Genomic DNA, 15,859 nt, shown 5'->3' on the forward strand with positions numbered 1-15,859 from the left:
TTGGTGGCTCCGCCTTCCAGCGGGCGCTGGCGCGAAAACAAGGTGGCGAGCCAAAGCTATCTCGCCTGGAAAACGCCGCCTCGCCTAGAGCGTTTCCCGATCAGATGGATGCGCTCTAGGTAATAGCGCGGGAAAGCCAAGTCAACAAAGCGCCGCTGGGTTGATGAAGGCCGGGCCCAGGATTTCGGTTTGGAGCGTTGGCCTCACGCGCCGCCGTAACGCGCCTGCGGCGCTCCTTGAAAATGGTGCGCGCCGATGTGGGTGAGCCTTCCCTCGGTATCGAGCCAGATCTTGCCGCCAATGTCGCGCCATTTCTGGCAGAACCCGAAATCCTCGCTGATATAGGCGTTGGTTTCTTTGTCGATCATGCAGTCGAACAGCGCGTAATTGGCGTCGCCCGTCGCGTTGGAATAGGCGTGCGCGCTTCGGTAGCGGGTTTCCGGATAGGCCGCTATCATGCGTTCGAGAACGCGACGCTTGAGCATCATGAATCCGCCGCCGCAATAGACGCCGGTGGCGAAGCGGCCCTCGCGTTCGAGCGCTCCGCCGGCGCAGAGGGTCCCGACATAGAGCAGCGGCGCGGTCTGAAAGGTCTCGCCGGCGCTCGCCGCCCGCCTGATCGCGGCGCCGCTCCAGTCGATCACCTTGAGGGGGTAGATGCCGGCGACGAAGTCCCGATCGAAACTGAGCATCCGCTGGACCTGCTCCGCCTCGAAAGCGATGTCCGCGTCGATGAAGAGGAGATGGGTTGCGCTCGGCGTGTTCAGAAATTGCGTCACAAGCGTGTTGCGGCTTCGCGTAATCAGCGAGTCATGGCCAAGGAGGGCGAGCGCCGCGTCGAACCCGGCTTGGCTGGCGAACTGGATAAGGCCGAGGATCGATTGCATGTAATGCTGCGACACCAGGCCGCCGAAGCATGGCGTGGCGATGAAGACCATTGGGCGGGCGGCGGTTTGCGTCATGGGTTTTCCTGCTGAACGAAGCTTGGCGGGCAACGCCGTCCGAGGGCGAAGCGATCTTCCGCCATCGTCTTTGCCGGTGGGCCGGACGATTTTTGAGATCGCTGGGATTTCTTCTTGACCTCTACCGGTCGAACCCTGCGCGAGCCTGCATCGTCCGCACGGCGGCGCTTGTGTTAAGCCTAATGAAAGCTGAACCCCCACCTGCCGGCGAATTGGCGCTATGATGGCGATCATCGCCGCTGCAGCTCTGCGACGGCGGCCTCGGATGAAAAGGCGCGTCATGTTGCAAACGTCATTTTTCAAGGAAGATGGAACGGTTTCGTTCGGCGAGATGCTGGCGGCCTCCGACCAGTTCCTGACCTTATTTCGGGAAGGCATGGACCTTGTCGGCGATGCCGCCGCGTATCTCGATGGCGACGGTCGCGAGGAGGCGAGAGCTTTGCCGCGCGCCGCAGCGCTCGCCTATGCGGTCGAAAGCATGCGCTTGACGACCCGGCTGATGCAGGTTGCTTCCTGGCTCCTGCTCCAGCGCGCCGTCAATGAAGGGGAACTGACCCGGGCCGAAGCCTCGGCCGAAAAGCGGCGAATTTATTTGTCCCGGCAGCAGGCCGCCGCGAGCGCCGACGTGATGGAGGAATTGCCGCCTCGCCTCCGCGAACTTGTCGAACTGTCGCTGCGCCTGCAGGCGCGCATACTTAATCTCGATGAGCAGATCTATCGGACCCGCGGACCGCGCGACGTAGCTGTCTTGGCGCCAAGTCCGGTGGAAGGGCAGATCGAACGGCTTCGGGCGGCATTCGGCGCTGCGCGCGTGGGGTCGTCGGCGATGTGATGCGCAGAGTCCGGAGCGAGCCCTATTTCGAGGCCGGCCGAGGGTAGGCGCGGATATTGGCGGCGACCTGCGGATATTGCGCCGCCAAGGCGTCGGCGTCGCCCAACTCCACATCGACCGGCAGCACGCCGGGCCATTCGGCGCTGGCTCCCAAGAACCAGCCGCCGCGTCCGGCCAAGCGGGCGGTGTGGAAGGTGTGGCCGGGGATAAAGAGCTGCGTCCGCTGGCCCGCGCGCAGATCCGGTCCGACGATGATATGCTCGGCCTTTCCATCGCCGCGCAGCATCAGGACCTCAAGGGGGTCGCCAAGATAATAATGATAGAGCTGATCGTCTTTGATGCGGTGCAGCTTTACCGGCGCCTCCGGCGTCACCAGGAAATAGAGCGCCGAGCCGAGCGGCCGGCCATCGGCAAATGGTTCCGATAGGCCGCCGGGCGCTATGGCCAGGGCGCTGCGATAGGTCTCGCGGACGAAGCCGCAGGTGGCGTTCGGCTCAAGACGGAGCAGGGCGCAAATCTCGTCGGCGGTCAGCTTGGCCATGGCCTTCGGCTCCGGTGAGGCGACGCGGTTTCACCTGCGCTCCGAAGGCTGGCGAAAGAACGGCCGGCGCAGCCTTCAGAACCTCAAAGAGTCCCGCGCGCCTATTTCTTGGCGAAGGAAAGTCCGCCGAAGCGCGAATTGAAACGGGACAGTCGGCCGCCGCGGTCGAGCAATTGCTGGGAACCCCCGGTCCAGGCCGGGTGGGTCTTCGGATCGATGTCGAGATTGAGCGTGTCGCCCTCGGCGCCATAGGTCGAGCGGGTCATGAATTCCGCGCCGTCGGTCATGACAACCTTGATCAGATGATATTGGGGATGAATATCGGCCTTCATCGTCAAATGTCCTTATGAAATTCATAGCCGATGCGGCGCCGGCGCGCGCAATCCAGCCGCTGAATGGGATCGCGCCCTATAACGCAGCTTTCACGACGAGACAAGCGAAGGCTGGCGCGGCTAGACCTTGGAGCGTCCTCCTGAAGCATGTTTCGATCCGTCGAATCTGAGCGATTCCTTCCCGATCAAATGATTCCATCTGATCGCGAAGCGCTCAAGGGCGGCGGAACTGATCGGGGGGCAGGTTCTGATTTGGACTAAGCTAACGGAGTCCCACATCGCCGAAGGATTGTTTGCGCGAGCCGCCCGGCTGGACCCGAACAAGGTCGCCTCAGGCGCGATTTGCCTCCGTCTCTGGCCATTCGACCAGAAAGGCATGGATCGGCGTTGGGATGTTTTTGACCCCGCACTCGCCGATGTCGCGGAACATCACCGAGACCTTATTAGCCACCGCCTCATGCACCGAGCGCGAAATGCAGATTCCGCCCGGTTCGGCGAGGCTTTCGAGCCGCGCGGCGAGATTCACTCCGTCGCCGAGAAGTTCTCCTTGGCGTTCGACAACGTCGGCAATGGTAATGCCGATGCGGAACTGGAGCCATCGGTTCGGCGGATGCGAGAGATTGCGGGTGCGCAAAGCTTCTTGGATATCGATCGCGGCGCGCGTCGCCTCGACCGCCGAACTGAACTCGGACATGACCGAATCGCCGGCGGCGTTGAAGACGCGCCCGCCGTAGCGGTCGACGAAATCGTCGAAGACCTCGCGATAGTCAGCGAGGAGATGCAGGGTTTCCTCCTCGTTTTCGGCGACGAGCCGCGAGTAGGAGGCGACATCGGCCGCCATGATCGCGGCAATTTTCCGGGTCAGCGGCCGCGAATGCCGCTGGGCCCAGCGCGAATGTGGGCTGAGCGGGCTGCCGCTGAAGCGTCGCAGCACCGTATGGATCTTGACGGTATCGACATTGCCATGTTCGTGCAGCCAACGCGTCAGCGTCAGGCCATCCTGGCCAGGCAGGTCGAAATCCACGACCAGGAGCTGGGGAACCGACTCGCCCGCTCCAGGGCGCGAATCGCCTCCACTCGCCGCAGGCGCCACCGTCAATCCATGCAAGACCAGATATTTTTCGATGACTTCGCGGATGCCCGGCTCGTCATCGACTATCAGGATGTGCGCCGTGTCCGTCATTCCGGTTCAATACTCCCGGCATCTATCGGTCATAAAACTCGCCAAAATCGGCAGAATCAGCTTAGACTAAAATTGCGCGCCTGAGTGTTATTTTCAATGTTCAATCCGCGCGGACACACGATTCATAAATTGATTTTTCGTAAGGGCCGCCATTCCTGAGGGGGCTCCCCTAATTTAGGCGCAGGAGCATGTGGCTGAAAAGGTTGGCCGACTTTTTCAATCCCGACACGCGCCGAGCCTTTAAGATCCTTTGCCATTCCCTTTCGATTGGACCGTTCATTTGGGGCGTCGAGCCGCAGCAGCGAAACCGCGCCCCCAAAAACGCGCACACTAGACTAGAACCATGGCCGGAGTGTTTGCGCAAGCGCGCGCCGCGAGGCCGAGCTTTACTCGCACGGCGCTATTGTGTACCGCTCGCCGCCTGACCCGGCGCATGCGCCGGGATTATTTTGGCGGCTTTTCGGCCGCATAGGGTCATGAACATAAGGATTCGCGGAGCAGCGAAACGGACCGATGGCGAATGTGGTGGTGGTCGGAGCCCAATGGGGCGACGAAGGAAAAGGCAAGATCGTCGATTGGCTGTCGATCGAGGCCGACATCGTGGTGCGCTTTCAGGGTGGCCATAATGCCGGCCATACGCTGGTCATCGGCAATCAGACCTATAAGCTGGCGCTGCTTCCCTCGGGCATCGTGCGGCCGGGCAAGCTCTCGGTCATTGGCAATGGCGTCGTGCTCGATCCGCGCCATCTTATCGAGGAAATCGCCAAACTTGGGGCGCAAGGCGTCGCCGTTTCGCCAGCCAATTTGAAGATCGCCGAGAATGTCACGCTGATCCTGGCGCTGCATCGCGAACTCGACGCGCATCGCGAATCCTCCACCACCGAAGGCTTGAAGATCGGCACCACCAAGCGCGGCATCGGTCCGGCCTATGAGGACAAGGTCGGCCGGCGCGCGATCCGCCTCATGGATCTCGCCGAGCCGGATTCGCTGGATCAGAAGATCGCCCGCCTGCTCGCCCATCATGATCCCCTGCGGCGCGGCCTTGGACTTGAGCCGGTCAGCGCGCAGGCCATTCGCGCGGAACTCGATAGCGTCGCGCCGGCCGTCTTGCCCTTCATGGATGCGACCTGGGATTTGCTCGAGACTGCGCGGCGGGACGGCAAGCGCATTCTCTTCGAAGGAGCGCAAGGCGCGCTGCTCGACGTCGATCATGGTACCTATCCTTTCGTGACTTCGTCGAACACCGTCGCCGCCAATGCCGCGACGGGATCCGGCCTCGGCCCGAAGGCGATCGGCTATGTGCTCGGCATCGCCAAGGCCTATACGACTCGCGTCGGGGGCGGGCCTTTCCCGACCGAGCTCCTGGACGCGATCGGCGAGCGGATCGGCGATCGCGGCCATGAATTTGGCACCAATACCGGCAGACGGCGGCGCTGCGGCTGGTTCGACTCGGTCTTGGTGCGTCAGACCGTGAAAACCTCCGGAATCGACGGCATAGCGCTCACCAAGCTCGATATTCTTGATGGATTCGAGGAGATCAAGGTTTGCGTCGGCTATCATCTCGACGGCGCGCGGATCGACAGATTGCCGGCGAGCCAGGCGGCGCAAGCTCGGGTCGCGCCAATCTATGAGACGATCGAGGGCTGGGAAGGCACGACCGCTGGAGCGCGCTCCTGGGCGGAGCTTCCGGCGCAGGCCATTAAATATGTCCGGCGCATCGAGGAGCTGATCGAAGCGCCGGTGGCGCTTCTCTCGACGAGCCCGGAGCGCGCCGACACAATTCTCGTTCATAATCCCTTCCGCGATTGACGTCATAACTCCACGCGGGATTGACGGATGATCCTGGGAATGCTCTGAACGCGTAATGGCTGACTATTACCCGCTGCTCGCCAAGGCCGTCGCGGGCCTGCCCAATTCGACGCCTGAGTCGCGCCACGCCATCTATGAGCGGGCGCGCAAGGCGCTTTTCGGCCAGTTGCGCAATCTCGATCCGCCAATTCCGGAGTCGGATATAGAGCGCGAAGGCCAGGCCTTGGAAGCGGCGGTCGTTCAGCTGGAGGCCGAATTCGCTGCGACGACGGAAGCCGGTATTGCAGCCGAGCCGCCGCCACCGCAAGAGCCCATGCCGCCTCCGGCCGGCGCGACGTCCTCTTCGGATTCCTCGGAGCCGATTGGGCCGGCGCCAGTGGCGCAAGAGCCGTCCCAGCCTAAGACAGCCGACGCATTGCCGGTCTCGGCGCCAGCGCCAAAAACCGTGCGGCCTTCGCTGCTCTTGAGAGCACAGCGCGATGGGCCGGCTCCGCCAATGCCTGGCTCAAAGGCGACTGACGAAGCCAATGGCGGCGCGCCGGGCGCTGCTCCGCCGTTCGGCCCGCGTCGATCTCTCAAAAACCTCAGCCGCAACGATGTTGCGGCGAAGGCTTCCGAAGCGGAAGGTCTTGGCGCCCCAGGTCTTGGCGCTGCTGGAATTAGCTCGCCCGACTCTTTCGCTTCAGACCCTTTCGCGCAGGAAGCGGTCCCTCAAGGACCTGTCATCCTTGACGGCGGAACTCCGTCAGTCGCGCAAACAACAGACGCATGGGCGCAGGTCCCCGAAGAACAAAGCGCCGCGAGCGGGGAGACGCGCGACTCCGCCGTGAAATCGCGGCGGGACGCGCAACGCCCCCTTGCGCCGCAGCCGGCTCGAGAAGCCGTTGCGCCCAAGCGTCTGTGGATCGTCGGAGTTGTCGTCGGCCTCTTGGTCATGCTTGTCGCCGTCGCCGCCTTTCAATTCCGCGACCGGCCGGAGGATCTTGCTCGTCTACAAGCGCCTTTGGCGCCGGCGGCGCCGGAGGCGGCCCCAAATGGCAAGATCGTCGAACGCATCGGCGTTGGCTCCTCCGCTGCGGAGCCATCCTCGACGCCGGCTGCAGAGGCGGGGTCTGAGGCCAATCGCATGGCGGTGGCCAGGAGCGGGGCGGAGCGCGGGACGGAGCCCGGCAATCCTCCGATCTCCACCGCCCTCCGCGCCGCCCTCCTTGTGGCGGCGCCCGAGGAGCAATCCAAAGTGAAGACTTTTCTGGGCTCTGTCGTCTGGCATGTCGACAATGTCAGCAATGGGCCTGGCGAGGCGCTGAGCATGGCGGTCCGCGCCGAGATCGAGATTCCCGAGGAGAAGCTGCAGACGGTGGTGATGTTGCAGAAGAATTTGGACAGCACATTGCCGGCTTCGCACACCATGAATGTGCGTTTCGTCGTGCCGCCGGGCGGTCCATTGGGCAATATCCAGCAGATCAACGTGCCGCAAATGCGCCGCGAGGACACCGCCACCGGGAGCGCCCTTAGCGGCATTCCGGTTCCGATCATGGAAAACTCTTTTCTCGTCGGCTTGAGCCGCGGCTCCGCCGAGGCGACCAATCTCGATCTCTTGCGCTCGCGGGAGTGGATCGACGTCCCGATGGTGCTCAGCGATGGCCGCATCGCCAAGTTGACGTTCGAGAAAGGTCCTCCTGGGCAGCGCGCGTTCGATGACGCTTTGGCGTCCTGGCAGGCGCAATAACTCGGCGCGTAAGCCGGCCTATTCGAGCCGCACCAGCACGCTATCGGTCGCGCCTTTTGCATCCATGACCGACACGCGGGCGAAGCCGGCGCCGTCCGGCGTCCAGGCCGCCTGCCGACGCAGGGTCGGCTCCCCCACCGGAACTCCATTGACGATCCATGTCAGAGGCGGCGATCCGCCTTCGGCCTTCAAGGCCAGCGGGGCTAAAAGCTGGGGGGAACCCGACGTTGGCTGATTCCCGTCTCTGCTCTCCTGGCGCGATAATCCAAGATCGACGCGCGCGCCCTCGGGCGGGAAAGCGATTTTCAGTCGCGGCGCGGCCGCGGCGGCGAAGGTTTTTGGGGCGTCCTTGCGCAAATGCCGCAGGGGAGGGGGAAGCGATGCGGTCCGGCTGACGAGAACATTGGCCGGCGCGGGCAAGACTTCGTGCTCCGCGCCAAGCCGGGCGAAGGCGTCGAAGAGCATGGGCGCCGCGGCTTGCCGGCCGATGAGGCCCGGAACGGCGGCATTGTCGGGCCGGCCGAGCCAGACCGCGATCGTATGGGCTTTGTCGAAGCCGATCGCGACGGCGTCGCGATAGCCATAGGAGGTTCCGGTCTTGAAAGCGATCCGGCCGGCCGGCGCGTTCAAAGGCGGCGGCGCGCCGCGCAGAATATCGGCGACATACCAGCTTGCGACCGGCTCGCTGATCGCGCGCGGCTCGGCCGGCGCGATCGCCGCCTCAGCCTCGGTCTCGACCAGCGCCGGCGCGCCGCCGCCCCGGGCGAGCCCGCAATAGAGCATTGCGAGATCGCGCAACGTAATGCCAACCCCGCCAAGACCTACCGCGAGGCCGGGCGCCCCCTCGCGCGGGAGCGCGATCTCTGCGCCAGCATTGCGCAGCCGGGCGATGAACCGCGCCGGACTGATTTCGGCCAGCAATTCGACGGCCGGCAGATTTAGCGACAATTGCAGCGCGCGCCGCGCCGTGACCGCGCCCTGGAACGCGAGGTCGAAATTTTCCGGCGCATAGGCGCCATAGCGGCGCGGCCGATCATCCAGCAGGGTTTCGGGATGGGCGAGGCCATTTTCAAAAGCGAGCGCATAGATGAACGGCTTTAAGGCCGAGCCGGGCGAGCGGATCGCCTCGCTCATGTCGATCGCTCCAGCCCGGTCTTGCGACCGATAATCCGCGGCGCCGATATGAGCGCGAATCTCGCCGGTGGCGTTGTCGATGACGAGGATGGCGGCGGAAAGCTTAGGGCCGAGCCGCGCTGCGTTCTCATGGGCCAGGGCTTCGAGCGAGGCTTGCAATTTAGCGTCGATCGTCAGGCGTTGGATGCGCGACCCCGGCGCGCGCCGGATCGCCGCCTCGCTGGCGTGCGGGGCCAGCATCGGAAACGCCCGCCGCTCGGTCGGCGCCGGCTCGCGCTTGGCGAAGTCGCGCTCCGCGAGGCTGATGAGGCCGCGCGCGAAAACCCTGTCGAGGACAAGGTCGCGGGCTGCGCGGGCGGCGTCTGGATAGCGGTCCGGCCGCCGCGTTTCGGGCGATTGCGGCAAAGCGACGAGCAGGGCCGCTTCGGCGATCGAAAGGCGTCTCGGCTCCTTGCCGAAATAGGCGAGGCTCGCCGCCCTGACGCCTTCGAGATTGCCGCCATAAGGCGCAAGCGCCAGATAAAGATCAATAACGCCGGCCTTGCCTGTCCGCCGTTCGATCTCGAATGCCCGCACGATTTGGAAAAGCTTCGCCGGCAGCGACCGCTCTTCGCGCGGCTCGATCAGCCGGGCGACCTGCATCGTCAAAGTCGAGCCGCCCGAAACGATGCGGCCATGGCCGATCCATTGCAGGGCGGACCGGCTCAGCGCGAGAAAATCAACGCCGCCGTGACGAGCGAAGCGCCGGTCCTCATAGGCGATCAGCATGGCGATGAATCGCGGATCGACGTCGCGCGCCGTGATTGGGAGGCGCCAGCGCCCGTCCGGCGTCGTGAAGGCCCGCAGCAGGCGCCCATTGCGGTCGATGGCGATGGCCGATCCTTGGCGCGCCGGTTCGAGATCGAACGGACCGAGAGAATTGACGAAGCGAATCCAGCACGCTGGAATGACGAGGCCGAGGAGCGCCATCGCCAGGGCCAGAAAAGCGAACCGCCGGTCTGCTTTCACCCCAATCCTCTTGCAGCTGATTACTTCGAACCCGCGATATCGACCGCGCCAAAGGCGGTGCGGCCGAAGCGTTCTGGACGATACATGTCCTCGATCGTCGCCGGCGGCAGGACGTAATGCCCGGGCGTCACCGCGCGCGCGATATAGGCGACGCTAAAGGTCGCCTTGTCATGCCCGTCGCGCGCGAAGGCGGCCACGAAACGGTCGTCGCGATATTCGGCATGGACCGGCTCGACCGTTTTCTTGAGCCAGTCCAGCGCCTCCGTGGAGCCGCCTTCGAACAGCGCCGGATTGTCGATCTCGAACCCTGCCGGCAGATGATCGACGAGGAGAAGCCGCGCGAAGGCGGCTTCGCTTTCCGTGACTTTCAAGGTGACGACGATGCGCTCATTCTGTTTGATCGCGCCAAGATCGACCTTCTTGCCGGCAAGCGTGAAATAGCCGCGTTCGATTTGATAGCCTTGGCTCGCGGCGGGCTCCTGGATCAGCGGATGGCCCGATGTGGTCACGGTTATCTTCGCCGGCGCCTGTCCTCTGTTGACGATCGTAATGCTCTTCTTGTCGAGGGCGGCGGCGCGCCAGGTCTTGTAGAAGGCGCCCTGGTGCGGCGCGCCGTCGATCGACAAGGCGGTGGCCTCCGCCTCGCCGGCGAGCGCTTCGGCGGCGAGAATCATGAAAGCATTTTCCTGGGTGTTGGTGAGGCCGGTCTTGGCGCGGGCGTCCTCGACAATCTTCGAGGCGCGAAAAATTTCGGCGGCGGGCATCGAAGTCTCGACCGCCAGCGCCAAAAGCCCGGCGCCATCGCGCAGGCGCGAGCCGTAATCGGCGCTCGAATAGAGCGGATTGCCGATCGTGCTCAAACGGTCGGTCGCCTTGGCGAAAACCGCCATCGCCCTGCCGCGATCGCCGAGGAGCGCGAGCGCCGCGGCGAGCTGGGCGCGGGCGAGCGGCGTATCCAGCCGATCGATCTTGGCGTCGGCGAGATAGCGCAGATCGCCCATTACCGGGCGCCCATTGCGGGCCAGGACATAGGCGGCATAAGCGACCGACGGGCCCTGGCCAGCGTCGATATCGCTGCTATTGGCGAGCAGATTGCGAAGCCGCTCCAGGGCGGAATCGAATCGCTTTTGCGGCACGGAAAAATGGTTTTCGCGGGCGCGCGTCAGGAAGTCGGTCACGAAGGCGTGCAGCCACATGTCGTCGGCGTCATTCGCCGACCAGGCTCCGAAGGCGCCGTTGGAATCCTGACGCGCCAGCACGCGCTCGATCGCCTCGCGAACGCGGCCGTCGACATCGGGATCGATTCCGAGCGCCTCGGCCTTTGCGAGCTTGTTCACGTAGAGCAGCGGCAGGGCGCGGCTGACGATCTGCTCGGAACAGCCGTAAGGGTAGCGGTCAAGCGCTTGCAGAAGGGCGGGGACGTCGATGCCGGTCAGGGGCGAGACGGCGACCGAAACGGCGCCGGCGCCGGGGACGAAATCGGCGATGAGATCGCTCGATATCGTGAGGCTTGTCGCGGGCGCCAGCGTCCGCACCGTGCGGCGATAGAGTTCCGACGTCCCCGGCAAAACAGCGAGCGCGAGAGTCTGCGGCGCGTCGAGACTGGGGCCGCTCAGTTTGAGGTCGATCGCGGCGGGGCCAATCGCTGCGGCGGTCACCGGAATCGCAATCGCCTTGCGCGCTCCGGCGTCGAGTTTGATCTTGCGATGCAAAGCCTCGGGCGCGAGCGAAATCCCGCCCTGCGGATCGAGATCGAGGGCGTAATCTCCTGGCCGCCCTTCGACATTGTCGAGTTGCACGTGGAATTGCGAACGGTCGCCGAGCGCGAGGAAGCGCGGCGCGCTTGCCTGCGCGACGACCGCGTCGCGCACGATCACCTCGGCGCTGGCGGAGCCGACCTTGGTCTTGGTCCAGGCGGTCGCCATTACCCGCAAGGATCCATTGAAGGCGGGCAGATCGAAGGTTGCTTTCGCTCGTCCATCGGGGCCGACCTTGACGATGCCCGAAAATAGCGCCACGGGCTCCTGCGTCGGTCGTTCGCTCCCCAGATCCGCGCCGGCGTCGCCACCAGAGCGGATCGCGCCGCGCACGCCCTGCATTCCGTCGATCAGAAACCCATAGAGATCGCGAATTTCCGCGCCCAACTGGCGCTGGCCGAAGAAATAGTCGCGCGGATTCGGCGCTTCGTAATGGGTCAAGTTGAGAATGCCGACATCGACCGCCGCCAAGGTGACCCTGGCTTCCTCGCCGGCTGCGAGGCCCTTGATTTCAAGCGGGATCGTCAAAGGCATGCGCGGGCGCGCCTTGGCCGGCGCATCGAGTTTGACATCGATCTTATGGGCCTCGGCGTCGATCGAAAACCAGGCGAGGCCGATCGCGCGTCCCGGCATCCGATGAGCGGCCTTATCGAGCGGGCGATGAGCCAGCGCCACCACATAGGCGCCGGCGCCCCAGTCGGCCGAGACGGGAATCGTCTTGGTCGCGTCGCCTTCGTTCAGGGCGAAGGTGATCGGATCGTTCAAGCGATCGCTGACGATGGCCACGGTCGCCGCGCCCTTGAAGCGCGAGGCGATCCGCAAACGCAACTCCTCGCCCGGTCTATAATTGCCTTTGTCGATGCTGACGTCGAGAAGATCGGGCATCTCGGCGCTCGCCTCGCCCGACCAGCCGCTTTCGAAGCGAAGGCTCGTTGGCCCATCGGCGCCATTGTCGCTGGCGAGATCGAGCCGGTATTGGCCAAGACCGACCACGGCCGAAATCCGCGCTGGCGCATCGACGCCAAGGTCGATTTTTCCATCGGCGATGCGTTTCGACGATTTCACCCGTTCGAAACCCCAGCGGCCGTCGGAGCGATACCATTGATAATCATTGCTGATCCGGTATAGCGACCAGGCGACGCCTTTGCGCGCCACCCGGGCTCCATCGGCGCCGAGCGCGATAACGTCGAATGTCGCCGCCGCGCCGTCGGTCAGATTAGCAAAATTCTTTTTCACGCCGATCAGGCCGCCTTGAGGCAGGATCGGCAGGACCAGCGTGCGTTCGACCGCGCGGCCGCCTGGCTCGCCGGCGCGCAGGATAATTTTGGCTTCGAGCGGGCGCGGCGCGGTGACCTCGGGAATCGGCGCCTCGATCGTCGCCGCGCCCTTTGCGTCCGTCGTCGCGCTGTTTTCGATCTCGTTGCTGATCGTCGTGAAATCCTCGTCTTGGAGCCCTGCGACATAGCCCTCGAGAGCGGGAAGGCGGGCGTCCTCGGCGGGGCGGATTTGGACTTCGCCGGTAATTTCGAGATTGCCGCCCGGCGCGCCATAGAGGTAGCGGGCCGAGGCCGCGATCGCGACCGATTCGCCGCCGCGCACCGCCTTCGCCGCCGGCGTCAGGGTCAGGTCAAGCCGTTCGGGGACATAATCCTCGACGAGAATGCTCGTCTGCCCCACCGGCGGGGCCTTGGGATCGGCAAAGGCCTCGATGCGCCAGGTTCCCGTGCTGGAGCCGGGGAGAAGCGGCAGCGCCAATATGCGGCCGCCGTCACCCTGATCCTCGACCTGGACCCGCTTATATTCGACCCCGTCAGGGCGCTTGGCGACCAGCGTGAGCGGCAGGGCGGGGCGGGCCGCGCCCTTATCGTCGCGGAGCAGCGCGGTGATGAAAACAGTCTCGCCGGGCCGATAGACGCCGCGCTCGGCGAAGACGAGGGCGTCGAGCGCCGCCGCCGCTGGTCGCCCCTTGACGCCTCGATCGGCGAGGTCGAAAGCTGACTGTTCAAGGTCGAGAAAGCCGTAATCGCCTTTGCCGTCCTCGGCCACGAGCAGACCGGGGGCGAGGCCTCCAGTTCCGCGCGAAAAACCGGGATCGAAATGGATATGTCCCGCCGCGTCCGTGCTCTTGGACGCCAGAATTTCATTGTCGCGAGCGATGAGGCGCACCGTCGCGGCCAGAGGCGCGGCGCTCGCCAAGGAGCGGACGAAGACATGGATGCCGTCCTTGGCGCTGAATGCGGTCAGGCCGAGGTCGGAGACGATGAACCATTGCGTGGCGGCGGACCCGCCGCCTTCTTCGTCATCGCCGCTTGCCGCCAAAGGATCGTCGGCCGGCCTGGCGACCATGACATAAACGCCGGGCTCGAGTTTCCCCACTGCCTCCAATACTGGAAAGGCGGTGGTTACGTCGCGATTGAGCTCCGGACTGGCGTCGAGAGTCCCCGACCAGATCTTGGCGCCGTCGGTTTCGACATATTGCTTGATTCGGTAGGACGAGAGCTGGGCGAGGAAATCCTCGGAGCGAACGGTCGGCAACAGATTGCGGTCGCCGATCCGCACGACCTCCACGGCGATTTTTTGGGTGTTGACGGAAACGACCGGAACGCCTTCCTGCCCGACGCGCGGCAGCACGTAATTCTTGCCGGTGAAGTGAACCTGCGGCGAGCGATCGCGGACATAAACGTCATAATCGGCCGATTTCAGGAGCGCTTCGCCGACGGAAGACGGCAGGCCTTGGCGCAGCACGATCCTGTAGCTTTCGCCATGCTTGAGGCCTTCGACGCAAAGCTGTTGCTCTTCGGTCGAGATCGCGCCGTTGGCGGCGCCCGATAGCGCGACAAAGGGCGCGAAATCCACCGTCCCGCGCGCCAAGGCCTCGGAAAATTGGAAACATATGCGGGGCGAGGCCGATTCATTGTCGACCTTATAGTCAAGGATGCGAAACCCGTGCTTTTCGCGTTCGTCGTCATAGAGCTTTCGCACGGCGGCGACCTCGGCGAGATCGAGGCTGGCGCGCAGGGCGTTGAGCGAGGGGCGCCACATTTCTCGCTTGGCGTAAACTTCTCCAAGCCAGGCCAGCGCTGCGGCTTGCTCCTGGGCCCGGCTTGCGCGCGCATAGGCAAGATAGGCCGCGCTCGCCGCGGCCTGCCGCAGGTCGTAGCTGTCCCCGCTCGCAAGCGTCGCGCGCGAATAGGCGAGCCAGGCGCCCGGATCGTTTGGGTTCTGCGCAACAATTGCGGCGAGCGAAGCGAGCGCGGCCTGAAGATCCCCGCGCCCGATCGCCTGTTGGGCGTCCTTGCGCAATTGAGCCAGAGGCCGCTGCGCCAGGGCGCCGGCGTCCTTGGCAACTTGCGCCTCGATCCGGATCGCGTCGCTGGCGAGAGCTTCGTCGACGAAGCTCTTCTGCGCCTGCGCTGGAAAGGTCCAGAAGCTCAGCGCCAGCGCCGCAATCAAAAGGATCGATTTCATTGGCCTCTCCCCCCCCCCGGCGGCTGGGCGCGTCGACGCGGCATTGCAAGGCTACTGTCTTGCCAATTCCACTTTTTCGTCAAGGTGAATCGCGCCGTTTTCTGGGAGTTTGATGCGGCGAGCTTTCGCGTGGGGCCTGGTTGTGACGGGAGCTTGAAGGTCGCTTCGCGTCAAGGATAAAGTCTCTAGCGGCTGGCGAAGGCGTCGACCTCGTCATGCGCCCGCTCCGCCAAGGTACGAAGTTCGGTCTCGGGGAGGGCGCCGGCGATGGCATAATTGGCGCCCCTCTGTTTCCAGGCGATCGCGCCGGAGGGGAAATGCCCGGCCTTGCGGAATCCAGTTGGTCCGAAGCCCGTGGCCTTTTCGACGCAGAGCGCGACGGCGGCGCGCAAGCCCTTGGCATAGAACAGACAGAACATCTGTTCGGATTCGCCTGGCGCGACGCGCACGCCGGCGAGTCTCAGGCCCGTGCCGGCGAGATGCGGCAAGATCATTGCTGTTGGACGCTGCGCGGCGCCAGCCGGGTCAGGCGTGGGATCGGCGGCTTGCGCCGACGCGGGAGGCGGCGCGAAGGCCAGCAAAGCCGAAACTGTCCGGCTGACGAAGACGGAGTCGGATGCAGCGCTCCCCAGAGTCTGGCTGGTCCCGCCGGGCGGGGCGCGTTCCGGCGCAAAGAAACGAGCGATGATCAGGGAGGCTGCGATCCCCGCGACCATTCCGAAAGCGAAGCCTGCGGCAAGGAGGGTCGCCACTCGCGGACTCCATTGCGCTTTTGGGCGGGCGCCGGGCTTGCGCGGCTCTGGCTCCGCCGGCCGCTCCTGTTTTGATAAGAGCTTGCAGGGAAAACCGCGCCGTTTGGGCGCGGGCGCCATCAACCATGATAAGGGGATATGCTCGGTTTCGACGCGCGCGAAAGCGGCGCGGATCGCCTCGTTTTGGCGCCGCCATTTTTCCACCCGCGCCGCCTCCGCCGGGGAGGCGGAGAGAAAGGCGACAATGGCCTCGCGACCCGCCGGCGGGGTCTCTCCATCGACGAATCCATGCAGGTCTTCGTCGCTGACAGGCGGGAGGGAGCCGTTTTTCACGCCGAGGGGTCTCCATCGC

Annotated in this window: 9 protein-coding genes and 2 pseudogenes; 3 read left to right on the forward strand and 8 right to left on the reverse strand. The window is 64.6% G+C overall.

Annotation, left to right across the window (positions count from 1 at the left end; translation table 11 throughout):
• Nucleotides 1–203: 203 nt before the first annotated feature.
• Nucleotides 204–962, reverse strand: coding sequence for a hypothetical protein (locus DL86_RS12495; protein ID WP_036261938.1), 759 nt, complete (start codon nucleotides 960–962; stop codon nucleotides 204–206).
• A gap of 280 nt (nucleotides 963–1,242) precedes the next feature.
• On the opposite strand from DL86_RS12495, the gene rcdA reads away from it, so the two are divergent.
• The gene (rcdA, locus tag DL86_RS12500; RefSeq protein ID WP_036262048.1) at nucleotides 1,243–1,794 is read left to right on the forward strand and encodes a protease adaptor protein RcdA; all 552 of its coding nucleotides are present in this window, start codon (nucleotides 1,243–1,245) and stop codon (nucleotides 1,792–1,794) included.
• A gap of 22 nt (nucleotides 1,795–1,816) precedes the next feature.
• Here the strand turns inward: rcdA and DL86_RS12505 are convergent, their stop codons facing one another.
• The 4 genes and pseudogenes from DL86_RS12505 to DL86_RS20500 all read right to left on the reverse strand — a co-directional run.
• A complete protein-coding gene (locus DL86_RS12505) occupies nucleotides 1,817–2,335 on the reverse strand; it encodes a cupin domain-containing protein (protein ID WP_036261939.1) in 519 nt (172 codons plus the stop codon).
• A gap of 101 nt (nucleotides 2,336–2,436) precedes the next feature.
• Complete coding sequence (gene rpmE / locus DL86_RS12510; RefSeq protein WP_036261940.1) at nucleotides 2,437–2,667, reverse strand: 50S ribosomal protein L31; 231 nt, start codon at nucleotides 2,665–2,667, stop codon at nucleotides 2,437–2,439.
• A 364-nt stretch (nucleotides 2,668–3,031) separates the two neighbouring features.
• Nucleotides 3,032–3,508 (reverse strand): annotated as a pseudogene (locus DL86_RS20495) (adenylate/guanylate cyclase domain-containing protein); the annotation flags it as partial.
• Between the two features lie 123 nt (nucleotides 3,509–3,631).
• Nucleotides 3,632–3,850 (reverse strand): annotated as a pseudogene (locus tag DL86_RS20500) (response regulator); the annotation flags it as partial.
• 513 nt (nucleotides 3,851–4,363) lie between these two features.
• Here DL86_RS20500 and DL86_RS12520 point away from each other — a divergent pair.
• Together DL86_RS12520 and DL86_RS18770 are read left to right on the forward strand one after the other, a co-directional pair.
• Nucleotides 4,364–5,659 carry an adenylosuccinate synthase gene (locus tag DL86_RS12520; protein ID WP_036261942.1) on the forward strand — a complete coding sequence of 432 codons (1,296 nt, stop codon included), beginning with the start codon at nucleotides 4,364–4,366 and terminating at the stop codon, nucleotides 5,657–5,659.
• Nucleotides 5,660–5,714: 55 nt separating this feature from the next.
• Nucleotides 5,715–7,388 carry a hypothetical protein gene (locus DL86_RS18770; RefSeq protein ID WP_051953335.1) on the forward strand — a complete coding sequence of 558 codons (1,674 nt, stop codon included), beginning with the start codon at nucleotides 5,715–5,717 and terminating at the stop codon, nucleotides 7,386–7,388.
• A gap of 18 nt (nucleotides 7,389–7,406) precedes the next feature.
• Here the strand turns inward: DL86_RS18770 and pbpC are convergent, their stop codons facing one another.
• The 3 genes from pbpC to DL86_RS12540 form a co-directional block, all read right to left on the reverse strand.
• The gene (gene pbpC, locus DL86_RS12530) at nucleotides 7,407–9,491 is read right to left on the reverse strand and encodes a penicillin-binding protein 1C (protein ID WP_051953356.1); all 2,085 of its coding nucleotides are present in this window, start codon (nucleotides 9,489–9,491) and stop codon (nucleotides 7,407–7,409) included.
• A gap of 59 nt (nucleotides 9,492–9,550) precedes the next feature.
• Nucleotides 9,551–14,755 carry an alpha-2-macroglobulin family protein gene (locus DL86_RS12535; protein ID WP_036261946.1) on the reverse strand — a complete coding sequence of 1,735 codons (5,205 nt, stop codon included), beginning with the start codon at nucleotides 14,753–14,755 and terminating at the stop codon, nucleotides 9,551–9,553.
• A gap of 185 nt (nucleotides 14,756–14,940) precedes the next feature.
• Nucleotides 14,941–15,840: an anti-sigma factor family protein gene (locus DL86_RS12540; RefSeq protein WP_036261949.1), complete on the reverse strand. Its 900-nt coding sequence runs from the start codon at nucleotides 15,838–15,840 to the stop codon at nucleotides 14,941–14,943.
• Nucleotides 15,841–15,859 lie beyond the last annotated feature (19 nt).

This window comes from Methylocapsa aurea, from assembly GCF_000746085.1.
In the GTDB taxonomy this organism is placed as follows: Bacteria; Pseudomonadota; Alphaproteobacteria; order Rhizobiales; family Beijerinckiaceae; genus Methylocapsa; species Methylocapsa aurea.

Coding starts and splice junctions, on each gene's coding strand:
- DL86_RS12495 (WP_036261938.1), bottom strand. CDS start 962: ATGACGCAAACCGCCGCCCGCCCAATGGTCTTCATCGCCACGCCATGC.
- rpmE (WP_036261940.1), bottom strand. CDS start 2,667: ATGAAGGCCGATATTCATCCCCAATATCATCTGATCAAGGTTGTCATG.
- DL86_RS18770 (WP_051953335.1), top strand. CDS start 5,715: ATGGCTGACTATTACCCGCTGCTCGCCAAGGCCGTCGCGGGCCTGCCC.
- DL86_RS12505 (WP_036261939.1), bottom strand. CDS start 2,335: ATGGCCAAGCTGACCGCCGACGAGATTTGCGCCCTGCTCCGTCTTGAG.
- pbpC (WP_051953356.1), bottom strand. CDS start 9,491: ATGGCGCTCCTCGGCCTCGTCATTCCAGCGTGCTGGATTCGCTTCGTC.
- DL86_RS12535 (WP_036261946.1), bottom strand. CDS start 14,755: ATGAAATCGATCCTTTTGATTGCGGCGCTGGCGCTGAGCTTCTGGACC.
- rcdA (WP_036262048.1), top strand. CDS start 1,243: ATGTTGCAAACGTCATTTTTCAAGGAAGATGGAACGGTTTCGTTCGGC.
- DL86_RS12520 (WP_036261942.1), top strand. CDS start 4,364: ATGGCGAATGTGGTGGTGGTCGGAGCCCAATGGGGCGACGAAGGAAAA.